The following is a 20899-nucleotide window of genomic DNA, read 5'->3' as shown; positions in this document are numbered from 1 at the left end:
AGCAATCATGGATTTGCTTTGGTTTATCGTACTGGCGCTCGTAGCGCGCTGGGCTTGGCTGGCCCGCCGCGATGCGCGCCAGGCACGCGAGCACGCCCTCCAGTTGCAGCGCGACTTTGCTGCACTGGAGATCACATTCGACAGCGTAATGCGCACTGCCGCCAGCAGGCAGGCTGCCGCCGCAACGGAGTCGCAAGGCGCGCCAGCACCTGCCGCTGCACCGGAGGCACCGGCCAAGCCCGCCGAGCGCGAGCCGCTGGTGGCGCGCGCCGTCGTGCCGCCGCAGACGGTGCCGCCAGCGCCGGCAGCGGCCGAAAAGCCCGTTCCGGCACTGGCGCCGGCAAGCACCGCAGCGACGCCCCAGCAAGCCGCTGCAAAGACCGCAGACGCTGCCGACCAGGCCTGGGCCACGGCGAAGGAAGCCACGCCGGAAAGCGCCGCTCCCGCCCGCCCTGCGGCACGGCCAAGCCTGCCGCCAAAGGAACCGCCAGCCTGGTTCACCGCTGCCCGCAACTGGCTGTTTGAGGGCAACCTAGTCGCCAAAATCGGCCTGCTGATCCTCTTCATCGGCGTCAGCTTCCTGCTGAAATACGCCGCCGCCCGCGTCACGGTTCCCATCGAACTGCGCCTGGCCGGCATCGTGCTCGCCGATTTGGCCGCTCTGGCCTGGGCCTGGCGCATCCGCAACAGCAACCAGGGCGTCAGCCTGCCGCTGCAGGGCACCTGCATGGCCGTACTGATGCTGGTGGTGTTTGGCGCCTTCCGCATCTACCACCTGATCCCCGGCGGCCTGGCCTTCGCCATGCTGTTCCTGCTGACGTTTGGCACCTGCCTGCTGGCCGTGCTGCAGAATGCCCAATGGCTCGCCATTTTCGGCATTACCGGCGGTTTTGCGGCACCGATCCTGGCCTCCACCGGCCAAGGCAGCCATATCGGCTTKTTCAGCTATTACGCCCTGCTCAACGCCGGCGTCCTGGCCATCGCCCTCAAACGCTCCTGGCGCGCACTGAACCTGCTTGGCTTCGCGTTCACCTTCGCCATCGGCACCGCCTGGGGGGTGCTGCGCTATGAACCGCAGTTCTACCAGTCGGTGCAGGGCTTCCTTGCACTGTTCTTCCTGTACTACGTCGGCATCGCCGTCGCCTACGCCCACCTCGAGGCGCCCAAGCTGAAAAGCTATGTCGACGGCACGCTGGTATTCGGCACGCCGATGCTGGCGGCCAGCCTGCAATTCGGCCTGGTCAAAGGCTTTGCATTCGGCATGGCCTATTCCGCCCTCGCGCTCGGCCTGTTCTACGGCGTGCTGGCGATCACGCTGGCCCGCCGCCGCGCCACCTACGGCCTGCTGGTCGATGCTTTCACCGCGCTGGCCGTGGTCTTCGGCACGCTCGCCATCCCGATGGCGCTCGACGGCCGCTGGACTTCCGCTGCCTGGGCCCTGGAAGGCGCCGGCATCGTCTGGATCGGCCTGCGCCAGCGCCAGCCGCTGGCATGGGGCTTCGGCCTGCTGGTGCAGTTGGGCGCCTGGGTCAGCTTCATCGGCGCGGTTTCCGGCCTGGACCAGGAAGCGGCAACGCATTCCAACCTGTGGCTCGGCTTCTTGCTGCTGGCAATCAGCGCCTGCATCATGGCCATGCGCTTCCGCAATCATGCCAGCGATGAAGGCAGGCGCGGCCTGCAGCTGCTGGGCGCCTTGTTCCTCGCCGGTTCCGCCGTCTGGCTGGTGGGCGGGGCCTGGACCGAGGTCATCCTGCGCACCAGCGGCAAGCTGCAAGCGAACTTGCTGGTTGCCAGCGCACTTGGCGCCGCCGTCGTGATGGCCCTGATCGGGCGCCGCCTGGCCTGGCCGATGGCACGCGGACTGGCACTGGCAGCACAGCTGCTGGCCGGCCTGGTGCTGGCCGGCCTGCTGGCTTTGAACTGGCAAGTCGCACCGGTTTCGCCGGACCTGTTTGCCACGCCTTTCCTCGGCAGCGTCATGCTGCTGGCTGGCGCCGTGTTCAGTGCCTGGACCTTGAAGCGCTACGGCACGGAGTATCCGCCGTCCTGGTCGAATGCGGTGCTGGCGTATTCCGGCTTCTGGTGGCTGCTCGTGATCGTGCCAACCATCGCCAACTGGCTGCTGGCGCATTACCAGATCGCCACCAGCGGCAACTTTGATCCGCACAGTCCACTGCGTGCCAGCGCTTACAGCCTGGTGATCGTCCTCACCACGCCATTGTTCATCAAGCTGGCGCAACGCCTGTCCTGGCCGGCCCTGCGCGCCGCAGTACTGCCGGCGTGGCTGCTGTTCGGCATTACCACGCTCGGCATGCTGGGGGGCCTGTATAGCAGCATCAACGTGCCCGCCGGCGAAATATGGTTTGCCTACGCGGCATTGTGGTTGCTGTCCGAATGGCTGATGCGCGGCTCCGGGCTTGGCCAAGCGCCGCTGGCCTTGCTGCACACGCTGCGCAGCACCGGCCCCTGGCTGATGATCTGGCCGGTCGGCGCCTACTGGATTTCGCGCGCCCTGGAAGGCACCGGCGCCGATCCGGCCTGGGCCAACTTCCTGCCGGCCTGGCTGATGATGGGCGGCCTGGCCTGGGTCATGCGCCGTGTGCGCGCCAACGGCTGGCCGGTAAAACCGGTGGCAGGCTGGTACCGCGACGTGCTGCTGCCCCTGGGCTGCGGCTGGTCCCTGCTGCTGGTGGCGGTGTGGAACCTGACGCAAGACGGTGCGATGGCGCCGCTGCCCTACGTGCCGCTGGCCAACCCGCTTGACCTGACCAGCATCTTCGCCCTGCTGCTCGCCATTGCGGCTTACCGCCTGCTGCGGGACAGGCTCGCGCCATACCGCCCGCAGCTGCTGGCCGGCAGCGCGCTGGTCGCCTATGCCTGGTTCAATCTTGCGCTGCTGCGCACCGTCTCGCATTACGTCGGCGTGCCCTACCAGTTTGAGGACCTGTTTGCGTCGCAGTTCGTGCAGGCCATGCTGTCGCTGGTGTGGAGCGTGACCGCGCTGCTGCTGATGCGCTTCGCGACCCGCAAGCAGCAACGCAAGCTGTGGATTGCCGGTGCGGTGCTGCTCGGCGTCGTGGTGGCCAAGTTGTTCGTGGTCGACTTGTCCAATGTTGGTGGCGTTGAGCGTATCGTGTCCTTCCTTGGCGTCGGCGCGCTGATGGTCGGTATTGGCTACCTCGCCCCTTACCCGTCCGCCCGTGGCGGAGAAACTGAAAAGGAAGCTGCATGAACGCGCTGCTCCTGGCGGCTGCTGCCGCCACCACCGCGGCCAGCGATTTGCCGCAGGATTACACCCATGTGATGCCGCTGTCGGTCAACGGCAAGCCAAGCGTGGTCCAGCTGCAGTTGCCGCGCGATGCTTACCTGAATGCGCGCTCGGCATCGCTCAACGACCTGCGCGTGTTCGATGCCCGTGGCACGCCGCAGCCGTTTACGCTGCGCCAGCCGGATGCGGTTCCCGGCACCAGCCACCGCGCCCTGCCGGTACGCACCTTTCCGCTGATGGCAGAACGCGCCGATGCTCCGCTGGCGGGGCTGGAGGTCAGCACAGCGACCGATGGCCGCGTACTCTCGGTGCGCCTGCCAGGGCACCAGGGCACGGCATCGGGCACCGGCCGCGCGCAGGAGCGCCTGGCCGGCTTGGTGCTTGACCTTCGGCAAGAGGGCAAGCAAGAGCCGCCAACAATCGATGCCCTGCATTTCACGCTGCCGCCCGGCCGCAACACATACACCGGCCAGGTATTGCTGGAAGCCAGCGACGACCTGAAACACTGGGATACCATTGGCGTCGCGGAATTGAGCTGGCTGGCCAATGCCAGCGCCGAAACCCTGGCCAACGACAAACTGGAATTCCCGGCCCGTCCGATGCGCTATGCGCGCCTGGGCTGGCGCAGCGGCGAGCCGCTTTCATTTGCCAGCATCAGCGCCCAGTCCCCGGTACACACGCCGGCGGCAGCGCCGGTCGAATCGCTGCTGCTGCAGGCGCAGCCGGGCCGTGACCCGCGCGACCTGCAATACAAGATGCCAGCCGGCGTCGCACCGCGACGCGTCGGGCTGCAGATCGACAGCGGCAATATGGTGCTGCCCGCGATGCTGGGCAATTACGTGGAGGTGCGCCGTACCGGCCAGTTCCGCTTCGAGCCTGCGATGAGCACCACGTTCTACCGCCTCGAAAAGGATGGCAAAGCGCGCTTGTCGGACGATATCACGGCTCCTGCCGGGATGGGCGAGCGCTGGGTGCTGCGCTTCGACCAGCCGCCACCGGTCAAGCCGGCGCTGCGTATCAGCTGGGTGCCGGCCACATTGGTGTTCGTTGCCGGCGGTACGCCGCCTTATACGCTTGCCGTCGGGCGCGATAAAGCACCGTGGGCGGCGCGCGATATCTCCGAGGTGGCGCCCGGCTTCACGCCGGCAGAATTACGCACTTTGGATCGCGCTACGGCAGGTGCGGCGCAAGAGCAGCTTGAAGCGCTGTCCAACGCAGCCAAACAGGCGAGCGCCGACAACAGCGCAGCCCAGAGCCGCCTCATGATCCTGTGGGGCGTGCTGGTGCTGGGCGTGGCGGTTGTGGCGGGAATGGTGTGGCGCCTGTTGCGGCAGGCGGGCGCCAGCAGCACTTAATTGGTGTGCAGCTCCATCGTCGCCTTGGTGAAGTCACCGGCGACGGCGGTGGGGATGATGCGCAGCGCTTTCTCGATCGCTTCTTCGATCAGCAGTTGCTCTTCGCGGCGCGGACGGTGCAGCACAAAGTCGGCCACCGGCTGGTTCAGGTTCAGGGTGCGCGGATGGCCGATGCCGATGCGCAGGCGCCAGTAGTCCTGGGTGCCGAGCGCGGCAGTGATGTCCTTCAAGCCATTGTGGCCGCCCGACGAACCGCCCTTCTTCAACTTTGCCGCGCCAGGCGGCAGGTCCAGTTCATCATGCACCACCAGTACTTCGTCCGGCTGGATCTTGTAGAAGCGCGCGATTGCGCCCACCGACTGGCCGGAGCGGTTCATATAGGTTTGCGGCTCGAGCAGCCAGAGCTGGTTGCCGCCGATGTTGGTCTTGGCCACCATGGCGTTATAGCCCGACTCGCGCTGCAGGCGCGCATTCGGCAGCGAATTGGCGAGATTGTCCACCAGCCAGAAGCCGGCATTGTGGCGGGTTTGTTCGTATTCGGCGCCGGGGTTGCCGAGGCCGACGATCAGGCGAATGGGCATGGTCTTGCGGTTGCGAGTGCAAAACCGCAGATTATACCCTTGCCCTTAGCCCAGGATCCCACGCGCAAGCAAGGCCACCTCGCCGAGCAGGATCATGGCCATCATGCCAAATCCCCAGCGGCTGATCCGGTCCACGTGGTTGCGCAAAGAGTCGATCTGGGCCTGTAGCGGCGCGATCGCTTTAGCGATCTCATCCCGCGTATAGATCTGCATCTCAAGACGCAGTTTGACGAAACCGTCATCGACGTATTGGCGCATGCGGGCGAATTGCGCGTCGGTGGATGCCTGCATGTTGGCGAGCTGTGCGTCAAAAGACGCCTGCATCCCGGCGAAACCGCGTCCATATGCTGTCTCAGCAAAGCTAAATCACAATGGACGGCATCCAAGGCGTTCTCCTGTACGGCGATCCGGTCATCCGGGGTCAACTGCTCCATGATGCGCTCCCGCTGTCGGCAGACCATCATTGTTTGTCATTTTCGCGCGCCGCACTTTGAGGCGGCGCACCGGAAGCCGGGGAACTATTCAGCCGCTGCGTGGTCAGGATTCCAGGTAGCGCGCCAGTAAAGCCACATCCCATCCCCGCCTGCAGGCGATTCAACGCTGGTTTGGCGCCCGCCCTTCCTGCGCAGCCACCAGCTTGGCGTGCTCCGCCAAGTCCACCGGCCGGTATTTGATCGTGCTGCTGGCCGGGTCGGCGCCCAGGAAGTTATTGCCTTTCCAGTTTCTGCGCGGGCGGATTGGCCGCGGCACAAAGCCCCCGCCGCAGTTCGGACAGACATTGGCCAGCAGCGCGTCGACGCAGTCGGCACAGAAGGTGCACTCATAGGTGCAGATGCGGGCGTCCAGCGCTTCCGGCGGCAGGGCCTTGTTGCAATGTTCGCAGCTTGGGCGCAATTCCAGCATGTCCGTATCCTCGTCAAGTTACAAAAAAATAATGCTACACGAATTTCTTTCTTGACACAGACTGCCACCTGTAAGATATTTATTACACGTGTCTTTAAATTTTAAACAGAAAGGACGTGCCATGAAATCCCAGAACACCCTGCTGGCCGAACAATGCGAGCGCCCGAAAAGCAAAGAGGAAGCTTTCGCCCAATGCATGCAAGCCGCACGCGGCGAAAAAGGCGCGATGGCGACCGAATCGGTCGCCTCCAACTGCCGCCTGCTGCTGAAGTGAGTGGAATGCAAAAACTGCTGCCAGTGCTCGAAGCGCTTGCCAATCCGCACCGCCTGCGCATCATCGCTGCATTGAAAACGGACGGCCGCAACTACGTCAGCCAGCTGGCACGCGACGTAGGTATCAGCCGCCCGTTACTGCACCTGCACCTTGCCAAGCTGGAGGCGGCCGGCCTGGTCACCAGTCAGCACGAATTATCGAGCGACGGCAAGGCGCTGAACTACTTCGAAGTGGCGGATTTCTGCCTGACGCTCGATCCCGCTGCGATCGTGGCAGCCGCCAAACATCTCAACCTGGAAGAGGAATAACCGTATGTCCGAGCATATCTACCTGCTGACCCTGGGCCTGCCGCTGGCCACCGTGCTGGTCGTCTTTGGGATGAAATACTGGTCCGCTGCACACAAGGCCGGCGCCGAAGCCGCCAGCGCCGAGGCATACCGCGCGCTGGCCGCCAAATCGGCTGCGGTCCTGGCCGAAAATGCCGGCGCGCTGGCTGCCATGCAAGCGACGCTGGCAAACATGGACGGCCGCCTGGCCGAAGTCGAAACCATGCTGAAAGAGGTGGGCTGATGCTGGCCCGCCTGTGGCAGCGCGATGCGCGGCATGAAGGCGTCATGCGCGTCAACATCTACTTGCTGCGCCTGCTCTACGCACTGATGTTCTTCATGCTGGGCCAGACGACCTGGACCGAAATCCTGACCCACCAGGGCCAGTGGGAACCAAACAAGGCGGTGGCCTGGACAGTGTGGACTGCGTTTGCCACCCTGGCCGGCCTGGGCCTGCTGCGGCCGGTGAAGATGCTGCCGATCATCCTGCTGGAAATTTTCTACAAGGTGATGTGGCTGGCGATCGTCGCCTACCCGCTCTGGTCGCGCGGAGAACTGGTCGGCTCGCCGGCGGAAAGCACGACCTATGCCTTCCTGGGCGTGCTGCTGGCCATCATTGCCGTGCCCTGGGGTTACATCGCCACGTCCTACTTCACCTGGCCATCCACAGCCAAGCCTGCCTGAACATGCCCTTCCTTGCCAGCGTAATACTCGCCGCCGCGCTCACCGCGGCGGCTGAACCGAAACAGATTTACCAGATGTCGCCGCAGGAAGCGGGCGCCTTCATCGCCGAGGTGCGGCAGGCCGAACCGGACCTGCGCAAGCGCATCGCCGCCATCGGCCGCCGTAATATCGGCCAGCCCTACAAGCTGAACCTGCTTGGCGAATTCCCTTACGAGCTGCACGACACGCTGCCCATGTATAGCCTGTCCGCCAGCGACTGCCTGGTGTTCGCCGAGCACACTTACGCCATGGCGCTCAGCTCTTCGTGGGAGGAGTTCTTCTGGACCCTGCAACGCATCCGCTACAAGGACGGCGTGATCGGCGTCGCCAGCCGCAACCACTATATGGAAGTGGACTGGAACATCAACAACCGCTGGCTTCTCACCGACGCCAGCAGCGGCGCAAGCTACGCCATGCGCATTGACCGCGCGCAATTCCTGCTGTCCCAGCACCATGTGCAGCGCGACATCCCGCTGCAGGACACGGTGGAAGCCTTCCTGCCGGTCGAGCGCGCGCGGCAGGAATTCAGCACGCTGGCCGAAGGCGATCTGGTGGAAGTGGTGTCGGCGCGCAAGGGCCAGCACATGGTGACCCACGTCGGCCTGGTCGTGCTCGATGCGCAGGGCGCACGCCGCTTCCTGCATTCCTCGGCGCCGCAAGTGCGTGAGGAAACGTTTGAAGCCTTCATCGACCGCACCCAGGCCCGCGCCAATAATGGCCTGGCCGGCTTCAAGTTCATGCGGCTGAACGAGGCAATCGTGGTCCCGCCCTCGGCACCCCAGCCGCGCCCCGGCGCTTAGAAAACAAAAAACCCCGCCGAGGCGGGGTTCTTCATTGCAGCAAAAGAGGATTACTCTTTAGCAGCAGCGGCTTCAGCAGCAACAGCGCCGGCTGGCACGGATGCGGTAGCGATGGTTGCATCGGAACCGTGGGTCACGATGGTCACGCCTTTTGGCAGCTTCAGTTCGGAAGCGTGGATCGACTGGCCGACGTCCATCTTCGACAGGTCAACAGCCAGGAATTCTGGCAGGTCGGCTGGCAGGCAGGAGATTTCGATCTCGTTGGCCACGTGGCTGATGGTTGCAGCGTGCAGTTTCACAGCTGGGGACACGTCAGCGTTTTCGAAGTGCAGGGCAACTTTCACGTGCAGTGGCTTGTTGGCGTCAACGCGCTGGAAGTCAGCGTGCAGGACCAGTTGCTTGAACGCGTGCATCTGGAAGTCACGCAGCAGCACTTTCTGTACGGCGCCGTCGATTTCCATGTCCAGGATGGACGAGTGGAAAGCTTCTTTTTTCAGCGCGTGGAACAGTGCGTTGTGGTCCAGGGCGATGGTCACAGGGGCTTCGGTGCCGCCGTAGATGATGCCAGGGGTCTGGCCGGAATTACGCAGGCGGCGGCTCGCACCCGTACCTTGCAGATCACGTTTGAATGCAACAACTTTCATGGAATACTCCAAAAAATAAAACAAGGCTCGCGCCTTGTCGGTCAACGAAGTGCCCCGCGACCAGGGCACTTCAACAAATCGGCCGCGGCTTGCGCCGCGGCCGGAAAAACTTTAGTCGACGAACAGTGAAATCACCGAGTCGCCCTTGATGATGCGCTTGAAGGTCTCAGCCAGCAGCGGTGCGCAGGTCAGTTGGCGGATCTTGCCGCAGGCCTTGGCAGCTTCGGACAGCGGGATGGTGTCGGTCACCACCAGCTCGTCCAGCGAAGAACCGGAGATGCGTTCGATTGCCGGGCCGGACAGCACTGGGTGCGTGCAGTAAGCGGTTACTTTCTTGGCGCCGCGCTCTTTCAGCACTTCGGCAGCCTTGACCAGGGTACCTGCGGTGTCGACCATGTCGTCCATGATCACGCAGTTGCGGCCTTCGACGTCGCCGATGATGTTCATCACTTCGGATACGTTGGCTTTTGGACGGCGCTTGTCGATGATGGCCAGGTCGCAACCGAGGCGCTTGGCCAGTGCACGGGCACGCACCACGCCGCCGACGTCAGGCGACACCACCAGCAGGTCTTGCTCGGCCTTCTTCTGCAGGTCGCCCAGCAGGATTGGCGAAGCGTAAATATTGTCAACCGGGATATCGAAGAAGCCCTGGATCTGGTCAGCGTGCAAGTCCATGATCAGGACGCGCTCGACGCCGGCTTCTTCCAGCATATTGGCAACTACTTTTGCCGAAATGGCCACGCGGGCGGAACGCGGGCGGCGATCCTGGCGGGCATAGCCAAAGTAAGGAATTGCTGCAGTGATACGGCCAGCGGACGCACGTTTCAGGGCATCGACCATCAGGATCAGTTCCATCAGGCTGTCATTGGTCGGCGCGCAGGTCGATTGCAGCACGAACACGTCTTTACCTCGGACGTTTTCGTTGATTTCGACCATGACTTCGCCGTCCGAGAACTTGGAAACGACTGCTTTGCCGAGTGGGATGCCGAGATTTTTTGCGACCCCTTCTGCTAAGGCTGGATTAGCGTTGCCGGTAAAAACCATCAGGTTTTCGTAAGCCATTGGGAGTCCCGAGAGGTAGTGTTGAATTCTTGCGGCACTCCTGCGATACAGGAGCTTTTGTCTTAACCCTGGCTGGAGACTGCTGCCTCGACAGACCCAGGGAAAACGGTGGCAGGGGAACAAGGATTCGAACCTTGGTATGCCGGAATCAAAATCCGGTGCCTTAACCAGCTTGGCGATTCCCCTACTCTTGACTGACTGTCTTTCGTCAGTAGGCCGACATTATATAGCCTATTTCACGAAAAACCAAATCTTTTTTACGAATCACAACTTTGCGATGAGCGGATGCTGTTTCAGTGCCTTCGCTTTCCATCCGGTCCAGGCGGCTGGCACTTTCGCAAGTACCGCATCGGCCTGTTCTTCGCTTTGGATTGCGACGAACACACAAGCTCCGGAGCCAGTCATCCTGGCGTCACCGTAAGCGCCCAGCCATTCTACCGCTTCTGCTACCTGCGGGAATAAGCGGCACGCCACTTGTTGCAAATCGTTCTTCCCAAACTGCCGCAGATCTTGTCGATTCGCGTGGTAGCTGGAAAAGTCCGACATCTTAACGGGCGCAGTATCCCTTGTCAAATGCTCGGAGGTAAAAATCTGCGCCGTCGGGCAAGCCACGCCAGGCTCGATAACAACATACCAACAGTCCGGCGCATCGACCGGCTGCAACTCTTCGCCGACGCCTTCGGCAAAGCCGGTCTGGCCGAAGATAAAGAACGGCACGTCGGCGCCCAGCGGCAAGGCCAGGGCCATCAGCTCATTGCGCGTCAACCCGCCCCGCCACAGCTTGTTCAGCGCCATGAAGGTGGTCGCCGCGTCCGAAGAGCCACCGCCCAGGCCGCCACCCATGGGCAGGCGCTTGTCGATGGTGATATTCGCGCCGGGCGGCAACGCGCCAGTGCGGCGCTGCACTTCCGCCTGCAGGATGCGGGCGGCGCGGATCACCAGGTCCTGCTCGGCAGGCACGCCTTCGATATCGTTGGTGCGGTGCAGTTCGGAATCCGCGCGCAGCGAGAAATGCAGGGTATCGCTGCGGTCGATGATCTGGAACACCGACTGCAGCAAATGATAGCCGTCGGCGCGGCGGCCATTCACGTGCAGGAACAGGTTCAGCTTGGCCGGGGCCGGGCAGTTCAACAGGCTTTTCATGCTTACTCGGCGATCACGATGCGCAAGGCCATCTGCTGCACATCGCCCCCACCCGGATGTTCGGCATCGATCAGTTTCGGGCGCGGCGGCGAGCTGCCGGGCTGCCAGTCGGTATATCGCAGGTGCCAGCCTTCGCGCGTGGTCACCTCGCTGTCGGCAGGGCTGGCCGACCATGGCTTGCCGTCGGCGGCAGTGGCATGGCCTTGCAGCCAGCCGCGCAGTCCGGCCACCGGCAGCGCCCAGCCCAGTGCACGGGCGCTCAGGGCATCGACGCTAGGCGCTGTCAGCGGCGGCTTGTTGCCGCCAGTGTTCAGCGTCGCCCCCTGCGGGTTCACGCTGATCGTTGCGACCTTGCTGCCAAAAGGATTGAACAGTGCAACGTCAGTACTCTGCGCGTCCTGCTTCCAGTCGAAATTGACGGTGCTCGATTCCTGCTTACCGTCCTTGAGATAGCGCACATTCAGGCGGCCCGACAAGGCGGCGCTATCGGCATAAGGCGCCACGACGGCGCTCGATGGCGGCACCGAAGGCGTGCTGGCGCAGCCACACAGGATGGCGGCCGCGCCGGCGATGGCGGCGAGTGTCTTGAAGCTCATTAAATACCTGCGTTGAGGCGCGCCAGCGTGCTGCGCAGCGCGTCGTTTTTCGGATCCTTGTCGCGCGCTTCGCGCCACAGCCTGGAGGCGCCGGCCTTGTCGCCCTGTTTCCACAGCACTTCGCCCAGGTGCACGGCGATTTCCGCATCGCTGCGCAGCGCGTAGGCCTGGCGCAGCGATTGCTCCGCTTCTTTCAGTTTGCCCATGCGGAACAAGACCCAGCCCATGCTGTCCATGATGTAGGGATCGCCCGGCGCCATTTTCAGCGCCTTGTCGATCAGCTCATAGGCTTCGTCCAGGCGCACATTGCGTTCGGCCAGCGAGTAGCCCAGGGCATTGTAGGCGTGGTGGTTGTCGGGCACCGATTCGATCACCTTGCGCAGCGCCGTTTCCATCGCCTCCACCTTGCCCAGCTTCTCCGCTGCCAGTGCGTAGTCGTACATCAGGTCCGGGCTGTTGGGGAAGCGCAGCACGCCATCCTGCAGGGTCTTGAAAGCTTCCACCGCGCGGCCTGAGTCGCGCAGGAGCTGGCCTTCCGTCTGCAGGATCTGTACTTGTTCGGCCTGGTCAGCCGGCGTGATGTCCTTCAACTGGGCACGCGCGCCTTCGACGTCGCCCTTGCGTGCCGTCAGGTGGGCACGCTTCAGGCGCGCCGCCAGGACAGTGCGGGCATCTTCGCCATCGATCTTGTCCAGCCATGCCAGCGCGCCATCGAGGTCGCCCCGTTCTTCGGCGATCTGGGCCAGCAGCATCAGCGCCTTGTTCGGGTCGCGTTCAGGATCGGGCTGGGCTTCCAGCACTTCCAAGTAGCGCTTGAAATAGCCTTCCGCAGCCTTGCTGTCCTGGCCCTGCAGCGCCATGATGCCGAGCGCGTACAGGGTGCCCGGATTGTCAGGCTGCTCTTTCAGCAGCAGCAGGAATTGTTCGCGCGCCTGGTCGTACTGTTTTTGCTCCACCAGCAGCCGGGCATACGCCGAACGCACTTCGCGCGCGGCAGGATATTTCTGCAGGAAGTCGGCGAACAGCGTTTGCGCGCCATCCAGCTCGCCCAGCATCTGTCCCATGGTCAGCGTAGCCAGTTCGGAATCGGGCTTGATCGCCACCGCTTTTTTCGCTTCCTCGCGCGCGCGCGCGGCATCGGTCGCAGCGTGGGCGCCTTGCGCCTGCACCAGGTGGGCCTCCTGCGTGTTCAGGTAAGGCTTCAGCACGCGCTCCATCAGCGCGAACGCGGCGGCCTTGTCTTTCGCCCGCAGCAGGAATTGCTGCATCTGGAACATCAGCAGCGGGCGGCCGGTTGGCGCGGCGGCTTGCAGGCGCTGCGCGAACAGGGTTTCCGCTTCGCCCAGGTCATCGCCCAGCACGGCAAAGCCGAGGAAGTACTGCGCCGCTTCTTCGGATTCAGGCGCCAGTTCGCGCCACAGCCGGATCGCTGCCAGCGCTTCATTACCCTGCTTGGACGACAGTGCCATCTCGGAAGCGCGGCGCGCCAGGCGCGGATCGCGCGTCTGCTGCGCCAGCACCATCATCGTCACATAAGCGCTTTGCCACTGGCCGCGCTTGAAATCGAGTTCGGCCTTGGTCAGCTTGTAGAATAAATCGCTGGTCAGTTCAACGTTGGGCAGCTTTTCGTCGGCTGGAGCGGCCTTGGCAACGGCGTCGGCAGAAGGTGCGGCCGGCGCGACAGTTGGCGTTGCGGGTTCGGCTGCAGCCTGTTCCGGTGGCACGACTGCGCAGGCGGACACGAGGGCCGACAGGGTTACAATGGCGAATGCGTTTTTCAAAGGAAGATCCTGCAAATCGGGCTCAAGACTTGATTCTACGCCAACCCGCAAGAAACCACCCTCATGCCTGAATTACCAGAAGTAGAAGTGACCCGGCGCGGTGTCGCACCCCATATCGAAGGCCGTATCGTGCGCGACGTGGTGCTGCGCCGCGACGGCTTGCGCTGGCCGTTCCCGGACGACTTGCCGGCCCTGCTGGCCGGGCGCCGCGTCGGGTCGACCGATCGCCGCGGCAAGTACCTGCTGCTGCAGTTCGAACATGGCACGCTGATCATCCACTTGGGCATGAGCGGCCACCTGCGCGTGCTGCCGACTGGCATCCCGCCGGAAAAACATGATCATTTCGACATGATGGTGGAAGGCACCGACGGCAAGCATGTGCTGCGCCTGACCGATCCGCGCCGCTTCGGCGCCGTGCTGTGGCATTCCATGCAAGATGGCGAACTGGAACAGCATATGCTGCTGCGCGGCCTGGGCGTGGAGCCTTTGGGCCCGGCCTTTACCGGCAAGCTGCTGTTTGAGCAAACGCGCAGCCGCAGCGCGGCTGTCAAGCAGGTCCTGATGGCGGGCGATATCGTGGTCGGAGTGGGCAATATCTACTGCTCTGAAAGCCTGTTTCGCGCCGGGATCAACCCGAAAACGGCTGCCAACCGCATCAGCGCAGCCCGCTACGACCGGCTGGCGCAGGCCATCCGCGACGTGCTGGCTGAGGCAATTGTGCAAGGAGGCAGCACTTTGCGCGACTTTATCGGGGTAAATGGGCAATCAGGGTATTTCCAACAGACATATTTCGTCTATGATCGTGCTGGTGTGCCTTGCCGTTGTTGCGGCGCGCCTGTGCGCCAGATCAAGCAGGGCCAAAGATCAACATTTTATTGTGTAAATTGCCAGAAATAACGAGAAGCTAATGGTACGGGACCTGGAACAATATAGCCAATGGCGCCAAGGCGTCATGGGCGCTGTCGCAAACTATCGGGACTGGATCGTGCAGGCCGATCTGTCCGACGCCGCGACTGAGCAGCGCCTGGCGCAAACGCTGTCCAAACTGGCCGACGACAAGTTGTCGGTGGCCTTTGTGGCGGAATTTTCGCGCGGCAAATCTGAACTGATCAATTCGATCTTCTTCGCCGATTTCGGCCAGCGCATCCTGCCATCGGCAGCCGGCCGCACCACCATGTGCCCGACCGAGCTGATGTACGACGCGGCCTACCCCGCCTGCATCCGCCTGCTGCCGATCGAAACCCGCGCCGAAAACCTGTCGACCAGCGATTACCGCGACGATCCGCACGCCTGGACTATGCTGCCGCTGCAGCTCGATTCAGCGGAACATATGCAGGAAGTGTTCAAGCAAGTCAGCCTGACCCGCCACGTGCCGGTGGAAGAAGCCAAGCGCTACGGCCTGTACGACGAGAACGATCCCGACATGGGAGCCACGCTGGACAACAACGGCCTGGTCGAGATTTCGCAGTGGCGCCACGCCATCATCAACTTCCCGCACCCGCTGCTGAAGCAGGGCCTGGTGATCCTTGATACGCCAGGGCTGAACGCCATCGGTACCGAGCCGGAACTGACGCTGAACATGATCCCGCATGCGCACGCAGTACTGTTCATCCTGGCCGCCGATACCGGTGTCACCAAGAGCGATATCGAAGTGTGGCGCACCCATATCGGCAACGGCGCCGGCCGCATGGTCGTGCTGAACAAGATCGACTCCATGTGGGATCCGCTGCGCACCGAAGAAGAAATTGAAGCGGCCATCGCGCGCCAGCGCGAGCACGCAGCCCATATGCTGGGCCTCGACGCGCGCCAGGTGTTCCCGGTCTCGGCGCAAAAGGCGCTGCTGGGCAAGATCACCGGCGACCATGAACTGGTGCACAAGAGCCGCATGAAGCAGCTCGAAAGCGCGCTGTTCAACGAGCTGATCCCTGCGCGCAAGGACATCATCCGCCGCCGCCTCGGTGGCGAGCTGGCAGCGCTGAGTGGCGCCCAGTATGCGGCGCTGTCGGCCAAGACGCGCGGCATCGTCGAGCAGTTGCTGGAACTGAAAGGATTGCGCGGCAAGAACCAGTCGGTGATTGCGCACATGGCGCGCCGCGTCGAAGCCGAGAAGAAGGAATTCGACGAAAGCCTGTTCAAGCTGCAGGCGACGCGCGCGGTGTTCACCCGCCTGTCCACCGAGCTGTATTCCAGCCTGGGCATGGGCATCCTGCGCGACAACCTGGTCAAGGCCCGTTCGGAAATGCAGAACAGCCGCTTCACCACCGGCCTGCGCGATGCGATCAAGATTTACTTCGACAGCATCCACGCCAACCTGGATGAATCGGAGCGCAAGATCGAAGAGATCCGCAGCATGATGGAAACCATGTACAAGAAGTTCTCGGCGGAGCACGGCCTGACCTTGCCGATGCCGATGACCTTCTCGCTGGCCAAATACCGCGACGAGATCAACGAAGCCCACGGCATCTACGAAAAGCAGTTCGGTACCGCCGTCATGCTGACCACTTCGCGCGTGGTGCTGATGGAGCGCTTCTTCGATTCCGTGGCGTCGGCTGTCAAGCGCTGCTTCAAGGCCGCCAATGCCGACACCGATGCCTGGCTGAAGGTGATCATGGCGCCGCTGGAAGCGCAAATCCGCCAGCACAAGGAGCAGCTCAAGCATCGCCAGCAATCGATCGCGCGCATCCACGATGCAACCGATACGCTGGAGCAGAAGATCGAAGCCTTCGAAACCACCCAGGCCGAACTGGAAGCGCAGAAGGCCAAGCTGGCTGCACTGGCCGCCGCCATCAGCGACGCCATCTCAGCCGAGAATGTAGTGCTGGAGGCAGCGGCGTAATTGCAGTACCAAGACCCGAGCTTTGCTGCCGCGCTGGTCGCGTGGCAGAAAGAACATGGCCGCCACGACCTGCCGTGGCAGAACACCCGCGATGCCTACCGTGTGTGGCTGTCCGAAATCATGCTGCAACAGACGCAGGTATCGGCGGTGCTGGGTTATTACGCACGTTTCCTGCAGCGCTTCCCTACCCTCGCTTCGCTGGCCGCCGCTCCCGTTGAAGACGTGATGGCGCAGTGGGCTGGACTGGGCTACTACACCCGCGCCCGCAACCTGCACAAGTGTGCGCAGCGCGTAGTGGCGGAGTATGGCGGCGAGTTCCCCTCCGATCCGGCCTTGCTGGCTGAACTGCCTGGCATCGGGCGTTCGACGGCAGCCGCCATTGCGGCGTTTTCCGCCGGCCGCCGCGCCGCCATCATGGACGGTAACGTGAAACGCGTGTTCGCACGCGTGTTCGGCATCGACACCTATCCCGGTGAACGCAAGACGGAGCAGGCCATGTGGGCGCGTGCGGAAGCGCTGGCGCCGGCCGAGGGCATCGAGGCTTACACGCAAGGTTTGATGGACATGGGGGCAACGCTGTGCACGCGCAGCAGCCCTTCCTGCGAGCGCTGCCCGATGCAGGCACGCTGTGTCGCCTTCGCCACCGGCCGCACCGCCGAACTGCCGGTGCGCAAGCCGAAGAAAGCGACGCCGGAAAAGTCGGCGCACATGCTGCTGCTGGTGGATCGCGGCCAGGTGCTGCTGGAACAGCGCCCTGCGAACGGCATCTGGGGCGGCCTGCTGTCCCTGCCCGAGCTGGCTGGCCACGCCATGCATGCCGAAGCACCCGGAGATGCCGCCGTGGCCGCTGCCGTGCAGCCTTTCGGTACGATGGAATCGCTGGAGCGCCTGCTGCCGGTGGTGCACATCTTCACCCACTACAAGCTGCACATCCACCCGCTGATGGTCACGCTAGCCAGCCGCGCGGCAATGGCCGGCGAAGAGCGCTATGTGTGGCTCGGCGCCGCCGCCATCCCCGCCGCCGCCCTGCCCGCCCCGGTCAAGAAACTCCTGCTCGACCTGCTGGGTGAACGCGGCCAGGCGCGCATGTTCTGACCGCCGTTAACGCAGCCGGCGCGTCAACAGCTTGCTCAAAGGGCGGACCAGGAACAGCAGCAGGAAGGCGGTATTGGCGATCCCTGGCGCCTGGCCAGCCAGCACCACGGTCAGTGCCGCGACGGCGATCAGGATGCCCTGGCGGATGCAGACGCCGGCATAGGTCGCCTTGTCCATCGGGTGCGAACACAGTTCCGGATGGCGGTAGATGCGCGCGGCGACCAGCAGCGAACCGACGGCCATCAGCGTCATCACGACCGCATACACCGCCTGCGCCAGCTGCGACAGGAAGCGCCCGTTCACCGCGGATGCAAACGGCAGCAGGCTGGCCCCGGCCAGCATCAGGATGGTGTACCACGTCAGTGGCCCGTCGAGGTGGCGCACATGGCTGTAGAGGCGGTGGTTGCCGACCCAGAAAATGGCCAGCACCAGGAAGCTGATGATCCAGGAGCCAAAGGTCGGCGCCAGTTCGCCCAGCACATGCAGCAGTTCCGCGCTGCTGCTGGCCTGTACGTGTTCAGGCAGTTTCAGCTCGATCACCAGCAGCGTCATGGCGACGGCGAAGATGCCGTCGACCAGGGCTTCGATGCGATGTTTGCTGAGTTGCGGGCCGTGGGCAAGCGTGGTGTCGGTCATGATTCTTCTGGCAATGTTGGATTGCCAGAAGATTAACCCGGCGCGGGCCGCCATGCAAGCTAGAGATTGTCCAGCGAATAGATGCGGCGGTGTTCGGCAATCGCGTAGCGGTCGGTCATGCCGGCAATGTAGTCGGCCACGCGGCGCGCCTGGCCGCTGGCGTCGCCGCGTTCAGTGCGGTAATCAGGCGGCAGCAGCGAAGGGTCGCAGGCAAACGCTTCATACAGCTCGCGCACCATGCGGCTGGCCTTGACGCGCATGCGGTTCACCTTGAAATGGCGGTACAGGTTTTCGTGCAGGAAGCGCTTGAGCTCGCTGGCATCCTTGCGCATCCGGTCGGAGAAGCGGATCAGCGGCGGTGCCGCGCGTACCTGCTCGATGCTTTGCGGGCCGTGCGCGGCAATGCGGTCTTGCGAGGTGGCGATCAGATCGTCCGCCAGCGCGGTGATCAGGCGGCGCAGGGTTTCGTAGATGGCGCGGCGGCCGGCCAGTCCCGGATGGGCGGCCTGCACCTCGCGCCACAGGCGGCCGAAGAAATCCACCTGTTCCAGCTGCGCGATGGAGATCAGGCCGGAGCGCAAGCCGTCGTCGATGTCATGGCTGTTGTAGGCGATTTCGTCGGCCAGGTTGGTCAACTGGGCTTCCAGCGAAGGCTGGGTCTTGTCGAGGAAGCGCTGCGCCACATCGCCCAGCAGGCGGGCATTATTCACCGAGCAGTGCTTCAGGATGCCTTCGCGCGTTTCGAACATCAGGTTCAAGCCGTCGAAAGCGCCATACTGCTCTTCCAACAAGTCGACCACGCGCAGGCTTTGCAGGTTGTGCTCGAAGCCGCCGTGCTCCTTCATGCATTCGTGCAGCACATCCTGGCCCACATGGCCGAACGGCGTGTGGCCCAGGTCGTGTGCCAGCGCGATGGCTTCCACCAGGTCTTCGTTCAGGCGCAGGTTGCGCGCCAGCGAGCGACCGATCTGGGCCACCTCCAGGCTGTGCGTCAGGCGGGTGCGGAACAGGTCTCCTTCGTGGTTGAGGAAGACCTGGGTCTTGTATTCGAGCCGGCGGAAGGCGGTGGAATGGATGATGCGGTCGCGGTCGCGCTGGAACTGCGAGCGCGAAGCGTGCGGCGTTTCCGGGAAGCGGCGGCCGCGCCCCAGGTCAGAATGTGCTGCGTAGGGGGCGAGCGTCTCTTCCATATTACTCGGTGCAGGCGGCCAGGGTTTGCAGCAGCAGGTCTTGCGGCGCGCTCGTGATGCGGGCTTTGCCCAGCGGTTCGAGCAGGATGAACTTGATTGCCCCGCCCTCGTTTTTCTTGTCCACTTCCATCAGCTCAAGCCAGCGCTCGCTGCCCAGGTCCGGCGCCACGATCGGCAGGCCGGCTGCAGCCACCAGGTCGCGGATGCGTTCCACCGTAGCGTTGTCGATGAAGCCCAGGCGCTGCGACAAGTCGGCCGCCATCACCATGCCGCAGCCGACTGCCTCGCCGTGCAGCCAGGCGCCGTAGCCCATGCCCGCCTCGATGGCGTGGCCGAAGGTGTGGCCAAAATTCAGGATCGCGCGCAGGCCGCCTTCGCGTTCGTCCTGGTGCACCACGTCGGCCTTGATTTCACAGGAACGGGCGATGGCATACGCCAGCGCGCCCTTGTCGCGTGCCATCAGCAGCCCCATGTTCGCTTCGATCCATTCGAAGAACGGCACGTCGATGATGCAGCCGTACTTGATCACTTCCGCCAGGCCGGCCGACAGTTCGCGCACCGGCAGGGTTTCCAGCGTGGCGGTATCGGCAATCACCGCCTTCGGCTGGTAGAAGGCGCCGATCATGTTCTTGCCCAGCGGGTGGTTGATGCCGGTCTTGCCGCCCACCGAGGAATCGACCTGCGACAGCAAGGTGGTCGGCACCTGCACGAAGTCCACCCCGCGCATATAAGAGGCGGCGGCGTAGCCGGTCATGTCGCCGATCACGCCGCCGCCCAGCGCCACCAGGGTGGTCTTGCGGTCGGCCTTGCCGGCCAGCAGGGCATCGAACACCTTCATCAGCGATTCCCAGTGCTTGTGCTCTTCACCGTCCGGCAGCACCACTTCGATCACTTCCTTGCCGGCCGCCGCCAGCGGCGCGCGCACGCGTTCCATGTACAGCGGCGCCACCGTATCGTTGGAGATGATGGCGACCTTCTTGCCGCCCACGTATTTGGCCAGCAGGCTGGCGTCTTCCAGCAGCGCAGGGCCGATGACGATCGGGTAGCTGCGCTCGGCCAGGTCGACGTTGAGCAGGATATTGGTTTGTTCGTTCATGGCGGCTTGTGCCTTGGTCACGCAATTGGGCGCGGCCTGGCAGGCCAGCGCGTCGAGCTGGTTGATGATGTTCTGGACCATCGATTGTACGTTAGGGCGGCCGGTGTCGATGACCAGGTCGGCCATGTCCATGTACAGCGGTTCGCGCTGCGCCAGCAGTTCTTCGAGTTTTTTGCGGGGATCGGACGTTTGAAGCAGGGGCCGGTTCTTGTCGTGCGCGGTGCGCGCCAGGATCGAGTTGATCGACGCGCGCAGGTAGATGACGGTGCCGCGTTCCTGCAGCAGGGCACGGCTGGCTTCATTGAGGATGGCGCCGCCGCCGGTGGCCAGCACCAGGCCCTGCTGGCTGGTCAGTTCGCGGATGACTTCCGCTTCGCGCCGGCGAAAGGCGGGTTCACCTTCGATCTCGAAAATCCAGGGGATGGAGGCCCCGGTACGGCTTTCGATTTCATGATCGGAATCGACAAACCGCAAGCCCAGCTTGCGGGCGAGCTGGCGACCTATGGTCGTCTTGCCCGCCCCCATCAATCCAACTAAGTAAACATTTTGCATTCACGCATGATAGCGCAAATTACATGGCAGCAGCCTGC

At 63.5% G+C, this 20899-nt stretch carries 21 protein-coding genes and 1 tRNA gene; 10 read left to right on the top strand and 12 right to left on the bottom strand.

Going from position 1 to position 20899, the window contains the following annotated elements; all coding sequences use genetic code 11:
• The first annotated feature begins 7 nt into the window (after nt 1–7).
• Both ASE26_RS25810 and ASE26_RS25805 read left to right on the top strand, forming a co-directional pair.
• Nucleotides 8–3232 carry a DUF2339 domain-containing protein gene (locus tag ASE26_RS25810; RefSeq protein WP_057247182.1) on the top strand — a complete coding sequence of 1075 codons (3225 nt, stop codon included), beginning with the start codon at nt 8–10 and terminating at the stop codon, nt 3230–3232.
• Nucleotides 3229–4623 carry a DUF3999 family protein gene (locus ASE26_RS25805; RefSeq protein WP_057247181.1) on the top strand — a complete coding sequence of 465 codons (1395 nt, stop codon included), beginning with the start codon at nt 3229–3231 and terminating at the stop codon, nt 4621–4623. The genes ASE26_RS25810 and ASE26_RS25805 overlap by 4 nt, the downstream gene beginning before the upstream one ends.
• Here ASE26_RS25805 and pth read toward each other — a convergent pair.
• The 3 genes from pth to ASE26_RS25790 form a co-directional block, all read right to left on the bottom strand.
• Nucleotides 4620–5204, bottom strand: coding sequence for an aminoacyl-tRNA hydrolase (gene pth, locus ASE26_RS25800; RefSeq protein WP_055937802.1), 585 nt, complete (start codon nt 5202–5204; stop codon nt 4620–4622). The two genes, ASE26_RS25805 and pth, sit on opposite strands and share 4 nt — an antisense overlap.
• A gap of 45 nt (nt 5205–5249) precedes the next feature.
• Nucleotides 5250–5528: a hypothetical protein gene (locus ASE26_RS25795; protein WP_055937799.1), complete on the bottom strand. Its 279-nt coding sequence runs from the start codon at nt 5526–5528 to the stop codon at nt 5250–5252.
• A 270-nt stretch (nt 5529–5798) separates the two neighbouring features.
• Entirely contained in the window at nt 5799–6107 is a 309-nt protein-coding gene (locus ASE26_RS25790) for a DUF1272 domain-containing protein (protein ID WP_055937796.1), read from the bottom strand.
• Between the two features lie 121 nt (nt 6108–6228).
• On the opposite strand from ASE26_RS25790, the gene ASE26_RS30965 reads away from it, so the two are divergent.
• From ASE26_RS30965 to ASE26_RS25770, 5 genes are read left to right on the top strand one after another with little or no spacing between them, the layout of a single operon-like run.
• Nucleotides 6229–6381, top strand: a complete 153-nt coding sequence (locus tag ASE26_RS30965; protein WP_156398187.1) for a hypothetical protein — start codon at nt 6229–6231, stop codon at nt 6379–6381.
• A 5-nt stretch (nt 6382–6386) separates the two neighbouring features.
• Nucleotides 6387–6689 carry a winged helix-turn-helix domain-containing protein gene (locus ASE26_RS25785; protein ID WP_055937793.1) on the top strand — a complete coding sequence of 101 codons (303 nt, stop codon included), beginning with the start codon at nt 6387–6389 and terminating at the stop codon, nt 6687–6689.
• A 4-nt stretch (nt 6690–6693) separates the two neighbouring features.
• Nucleotides 6694–6951, top strand: a complete 258-nt coding sequence (locus tag ASE26_RS25780) for a hypothetical protein (protein ID WP_055937789.1) — start codon at nt 6694–6696, stop codon at nt 6949–6951.
• Entirely contained in the window at nt 6951–7391 is a 441-nt protein-coding gene (locus tag ASE26_RS25775; RefSeq protein WP_055937786.1) for a hypothetical protein, read from the top strand. The genes ASE26_RS25780 and ASE26_RS25775 overlap by 1 nt, the downstream gene beginning before the upstream one ends.
• Nucleotides 7392–7393: 2 nt before the next feature.
• A complete protein-coding gene (locus ASE26_RS25770) occupies nt 7394–8230 on the top strand; it encodes an N-acetylmuramoyl-L-alanine amidase-like domain-containing protein (RefSeq protein WP_055937784.1) in 837 nt (278 codons plus the stop codon).
• 50 nt (nt 8231–8280) lie between these two features.
• On the opposite strand, the gene ASE26_RS25765 is transcribed toward ASE26_RS25770, so the two are convergent.
• The 6 genes from ASE26_RS25765 to ASE26_RS25740 form a co-directional block, all read right to left on the bottom strand.
• Complete coding sequence (locus ASE26_RS25765) at nt 8281–8874, bottom strand: 50S ribosomal protein L25/general stress protein Ctc (protein WP_055937782.1); 594 nt, start codon at nt 8872–8874, stop codon at nt 8281–8283.
• Between the two features lie 111 nt (nt 8875–8985).
• Complete coding sequence (locus tag ASE26_RS25760; protein ID WP_055937779.1) at nt 8986–9936, bottom strand: ribose-phosphate pyrophosphokinase; 951 nt, start codon at nt 9934–9936, stop codon at nt 8986–8988.
• Between the two features lie 109 nt (nt 9937–10045).
• Nucleotides 10046–10122: transfer RNA gene (locus ASE26_RS25755), tRNA-Gln, on the bottom strand.
• A gap of 78 nt (nt 10123–10200) precedes the next feature.
• Nucleotides 10201–11079, bottom strand: coding sequence for a 4-(cytidine 5'-diphospho)-2-C-methyl-D-erythritol kinase (gene ispE / locus ASE26_RS25750; protein ID WP_055937776.1), 879 nt, complete (start codon nt 11077–11079; stop codon nt 10201–10203).
• A 2-nt stretch (nt 11080–11081) separates the two neighbouring features.
• Nucleotides 11082–11675: an outer membrane lipoprotein LolB gene (locus ASE26_RS25745; protein WP_055937773.1), complete on the bottom strand. Its 594-nt coding sequence runs from the start codon at nt 11673–11675 to the stop codon at nt 11082–11084.
• On the bottom strand, nt 11675–13456 hold the full coding sequence (locus ASE26_RS25740; protein WP_057247180.1) for a tetratricopeptide repeat protein: 1782 nt from the start codon (nt 13454–13456) through the stop codon (nt 11675–11677). The genes ASE26_RS25745 and ASE26_RS25740 overlap by 1 nt, the downstream gene beginning before the upstream one ends.
• A gap of 63 nt (nt 13457–13519) precedes the next feature.
• Here ASE26_RS25740 and mutM point away from each other — a divergent pair, with 63 nt between their 5' ends.
• From mutM to mutY, 3 genes are read left to right on the top strand one after another with little or no spacing between them, the layout of a single operon-like run.
• Complete coding sequence (gene mutM / locus ASE26_RS25735; protein WP_055937766.1) at nt 13520–14353, top strand: bifunctional DNA-formamidopyrimidine glycosylase/DNA-(apurinic or apyrimidinic site) lyase; 834 nt, start codon at nt 13520–13522, stop codon at nt 14351–14353.
• Nucleotides 14354–14363: 10 nt separating this feature from the next.
• The gene (locus ASE26_RS30960) at nt 14364–16292 is read left to right on the top strand and encodes a dynamin family protein (RefSeq protein WP_055937764.1); all 1929 of its coding nucleotides are present in this window, start codon (nt 14364–14366) and stop codon (nt 16290–16292) included.
• Nucleotides 16293–17387, top strand: coding sequence for an A/G-specific adenine glycosylase (mutY, locus tag ASE26_RS30955; RefSeq protein WP_055937762.1), 1095 nt, complete (start codon nt 16293–16295; stop codon nt 17385–17387).
• 6 nt (nt 17388–17393) lie between these two features.
• Here mutY and ASE26_RS25720 read toward each other — a convergent pair whose 3' ends face one another.
• The 3 genes from ASE26_RS25720 to aroKB are packed head-to-tail and all read right to left on the bottom strand — an operon-like array spanning nt 17394 to nt 20834.
• Complete coding sequence (locus ASE26_RS25720) at nt 17394–18023, bottom strand: TMEM175 family protein (RefSeq protein ID WP_055937757.1); 630 nt, start codon at nt 18021–18023, stop codon at nt 17394–17396.
• 59 nt (nt 18024–18082) lie between these two features.
• Nucleotides 18083–19213, bottom strand: coding sequence for a deoxyguanosinetriphosphate triphosphohydrolase (locus ASE26_RS25715; protein ID WP_055937754.1), 1131 nt, complete (start codon nt 19211–19213; stop codon nt 18083–18085).
• Between the two features lies 1 nt (nt 19214).
• Nucleotides 19215–20834, bottom strand: coding sequence for a bifunctional shikimate kinase/3-dehydroquinate synthase AroKB (aroKB, locus tag ASE26_RS25710; protein WP_055937752.1), 1620 nt, complete (start codon nt 20832–20834; stop codon nt 19215–19217).
• Nucleotides 20835–20899 lie beyond the last annotated feature (65 nt).

Origin of the sequence: Duganella sp. Root198D2, assembly GCF_001428585.1 — a bacterium.
Lineage (GTDB): Bacteria > Pseudomonadota > Gammaproteobacteria > Burkholderiales > Burkholderiaceae_D > Rugamonas.
This window is presented reverse-complemented; position numbering and strand designations above follow the sequence as displayed.

Coding starts and splice junctions, on each gene's coding strand:
- ASE26_RS25805 (WP_057247181.1), top strand. CDS start 3,229: ATGAACGCGCTGCTCCTGGCGGCTGCTGCCGCCACCACCGCGGCCAGC.
- pth (WP_055937802.1), bottom strand. CDS start 5,204: ATGCCCATTCGCCTGATCGTCGGCCTCGGCAACCCCGGCGCCGAATAC.
- ASE26_RS25795 (WP_055937799.1), bottom strand. CDS start 5,528: ATGCAGGCGTCTTTTGACGCACAGCTCGCCAACATGCAGGCATCCACC.
- ASE26_RS25790 (WP_055937796.1), bottom strand. CDS start 6,107: ATGCTGGAATTGCGCCCAAGCTGCGAACATTGCAACAAGGCCCTGCCG.
- ASE26_RS30965 (WP_156398187.1), top strand. CDS start 6,229: ATGAAATCCCAGAACACCCTGCTGGCCGAACAATGCGAGCGCCCGAAA.
- ASE26_RS25785 (WP_055937793.1), top strand. CDS start 6,387: ATGCAAAAACTGCTGCCAGTGCTCGAAGCGCTTGCCAATCCGCACCGC.
- ASE26_RS25780 (WP_055937789.1), top strand. CDS start 6,694: ATGTCCGAGCATATCTACCTGCTGACCCTGGGCCTGCCGCTGGCCACC.
- ASE26_RS25775 (WP_055937786.1), top strand. CDS start 6,951: ATGCTGGCCCGCCTGTGGCAGCGCGATGCGCGGCATGAAGGCGTCATG.
- ASE26_RS25770 (WP_055937784.1), top strand. CDS start 7,394: ATGCCCTTCCTTGCCAGCGTAATACTCGCCGCCGCGCTCACCGCGGCG.
- ASE26_RS25765 (WP_055937782.1), bottom strand. CDS start 8,874: ATGAAAGTTGTTGCATTCAAACGTGATCTGCAAGGTACGGGTGCGAGC.
- ASE26_RS25760 (WP_055937779.1), bottom strand. CDS start 9,936: ATGGCTTACGAAAACCTGATGGTTTTTACCGGCAACGCTAATCCAGCC.
- ispE (WP_055937776.1), bottom strand. CDS start 11,079: ATGAAAAGCCTGTTGAACTGCCCGGCCCCGGCCAAGCTGAACCTGTTC.
- ASE26_RS25745 (WP_055937773.1), bottom strand. CDS start 11,675: ATGAGCTTCAAGACACTCGCCGCCATCGCCGGCGCGGCCGCCATCCTG.
- mutM (WP_055937766.1), top strand. CDS start 13,520: ATGCCTGAATTACCAGAAGTAGAAGTGACCCGGCGCGGTGTCGCACCC.
- ASE26_RS30960 (WP_055937764.1), top strand. CDS start 14,364: ATGGTACGGGACCTGGAACAATATAGCCAATGGCGCCAAGGCGTCATG.
- ASE26_RS25720 (WP_055937757.1), bottom strand. CDS start 18,023: ATGACCGACACCACGCTTGCCCACGGCCCGCAACTCAGCAAACATCGC.
- ASE26_RS25715 (WP_055937754.1), bottom strand. CDS start 19,213: ATGGAAGAGACGCTCGCCCCCTACGCAGCACATTCTGACCTGGGGCGC.
- aroKB (WP_055937752.1), bottom strand. CDS start 20,834: ATGGGGGCGGGCAAGACGACCATAGGTCGCCAGCTCGCCCGCAAGCTG.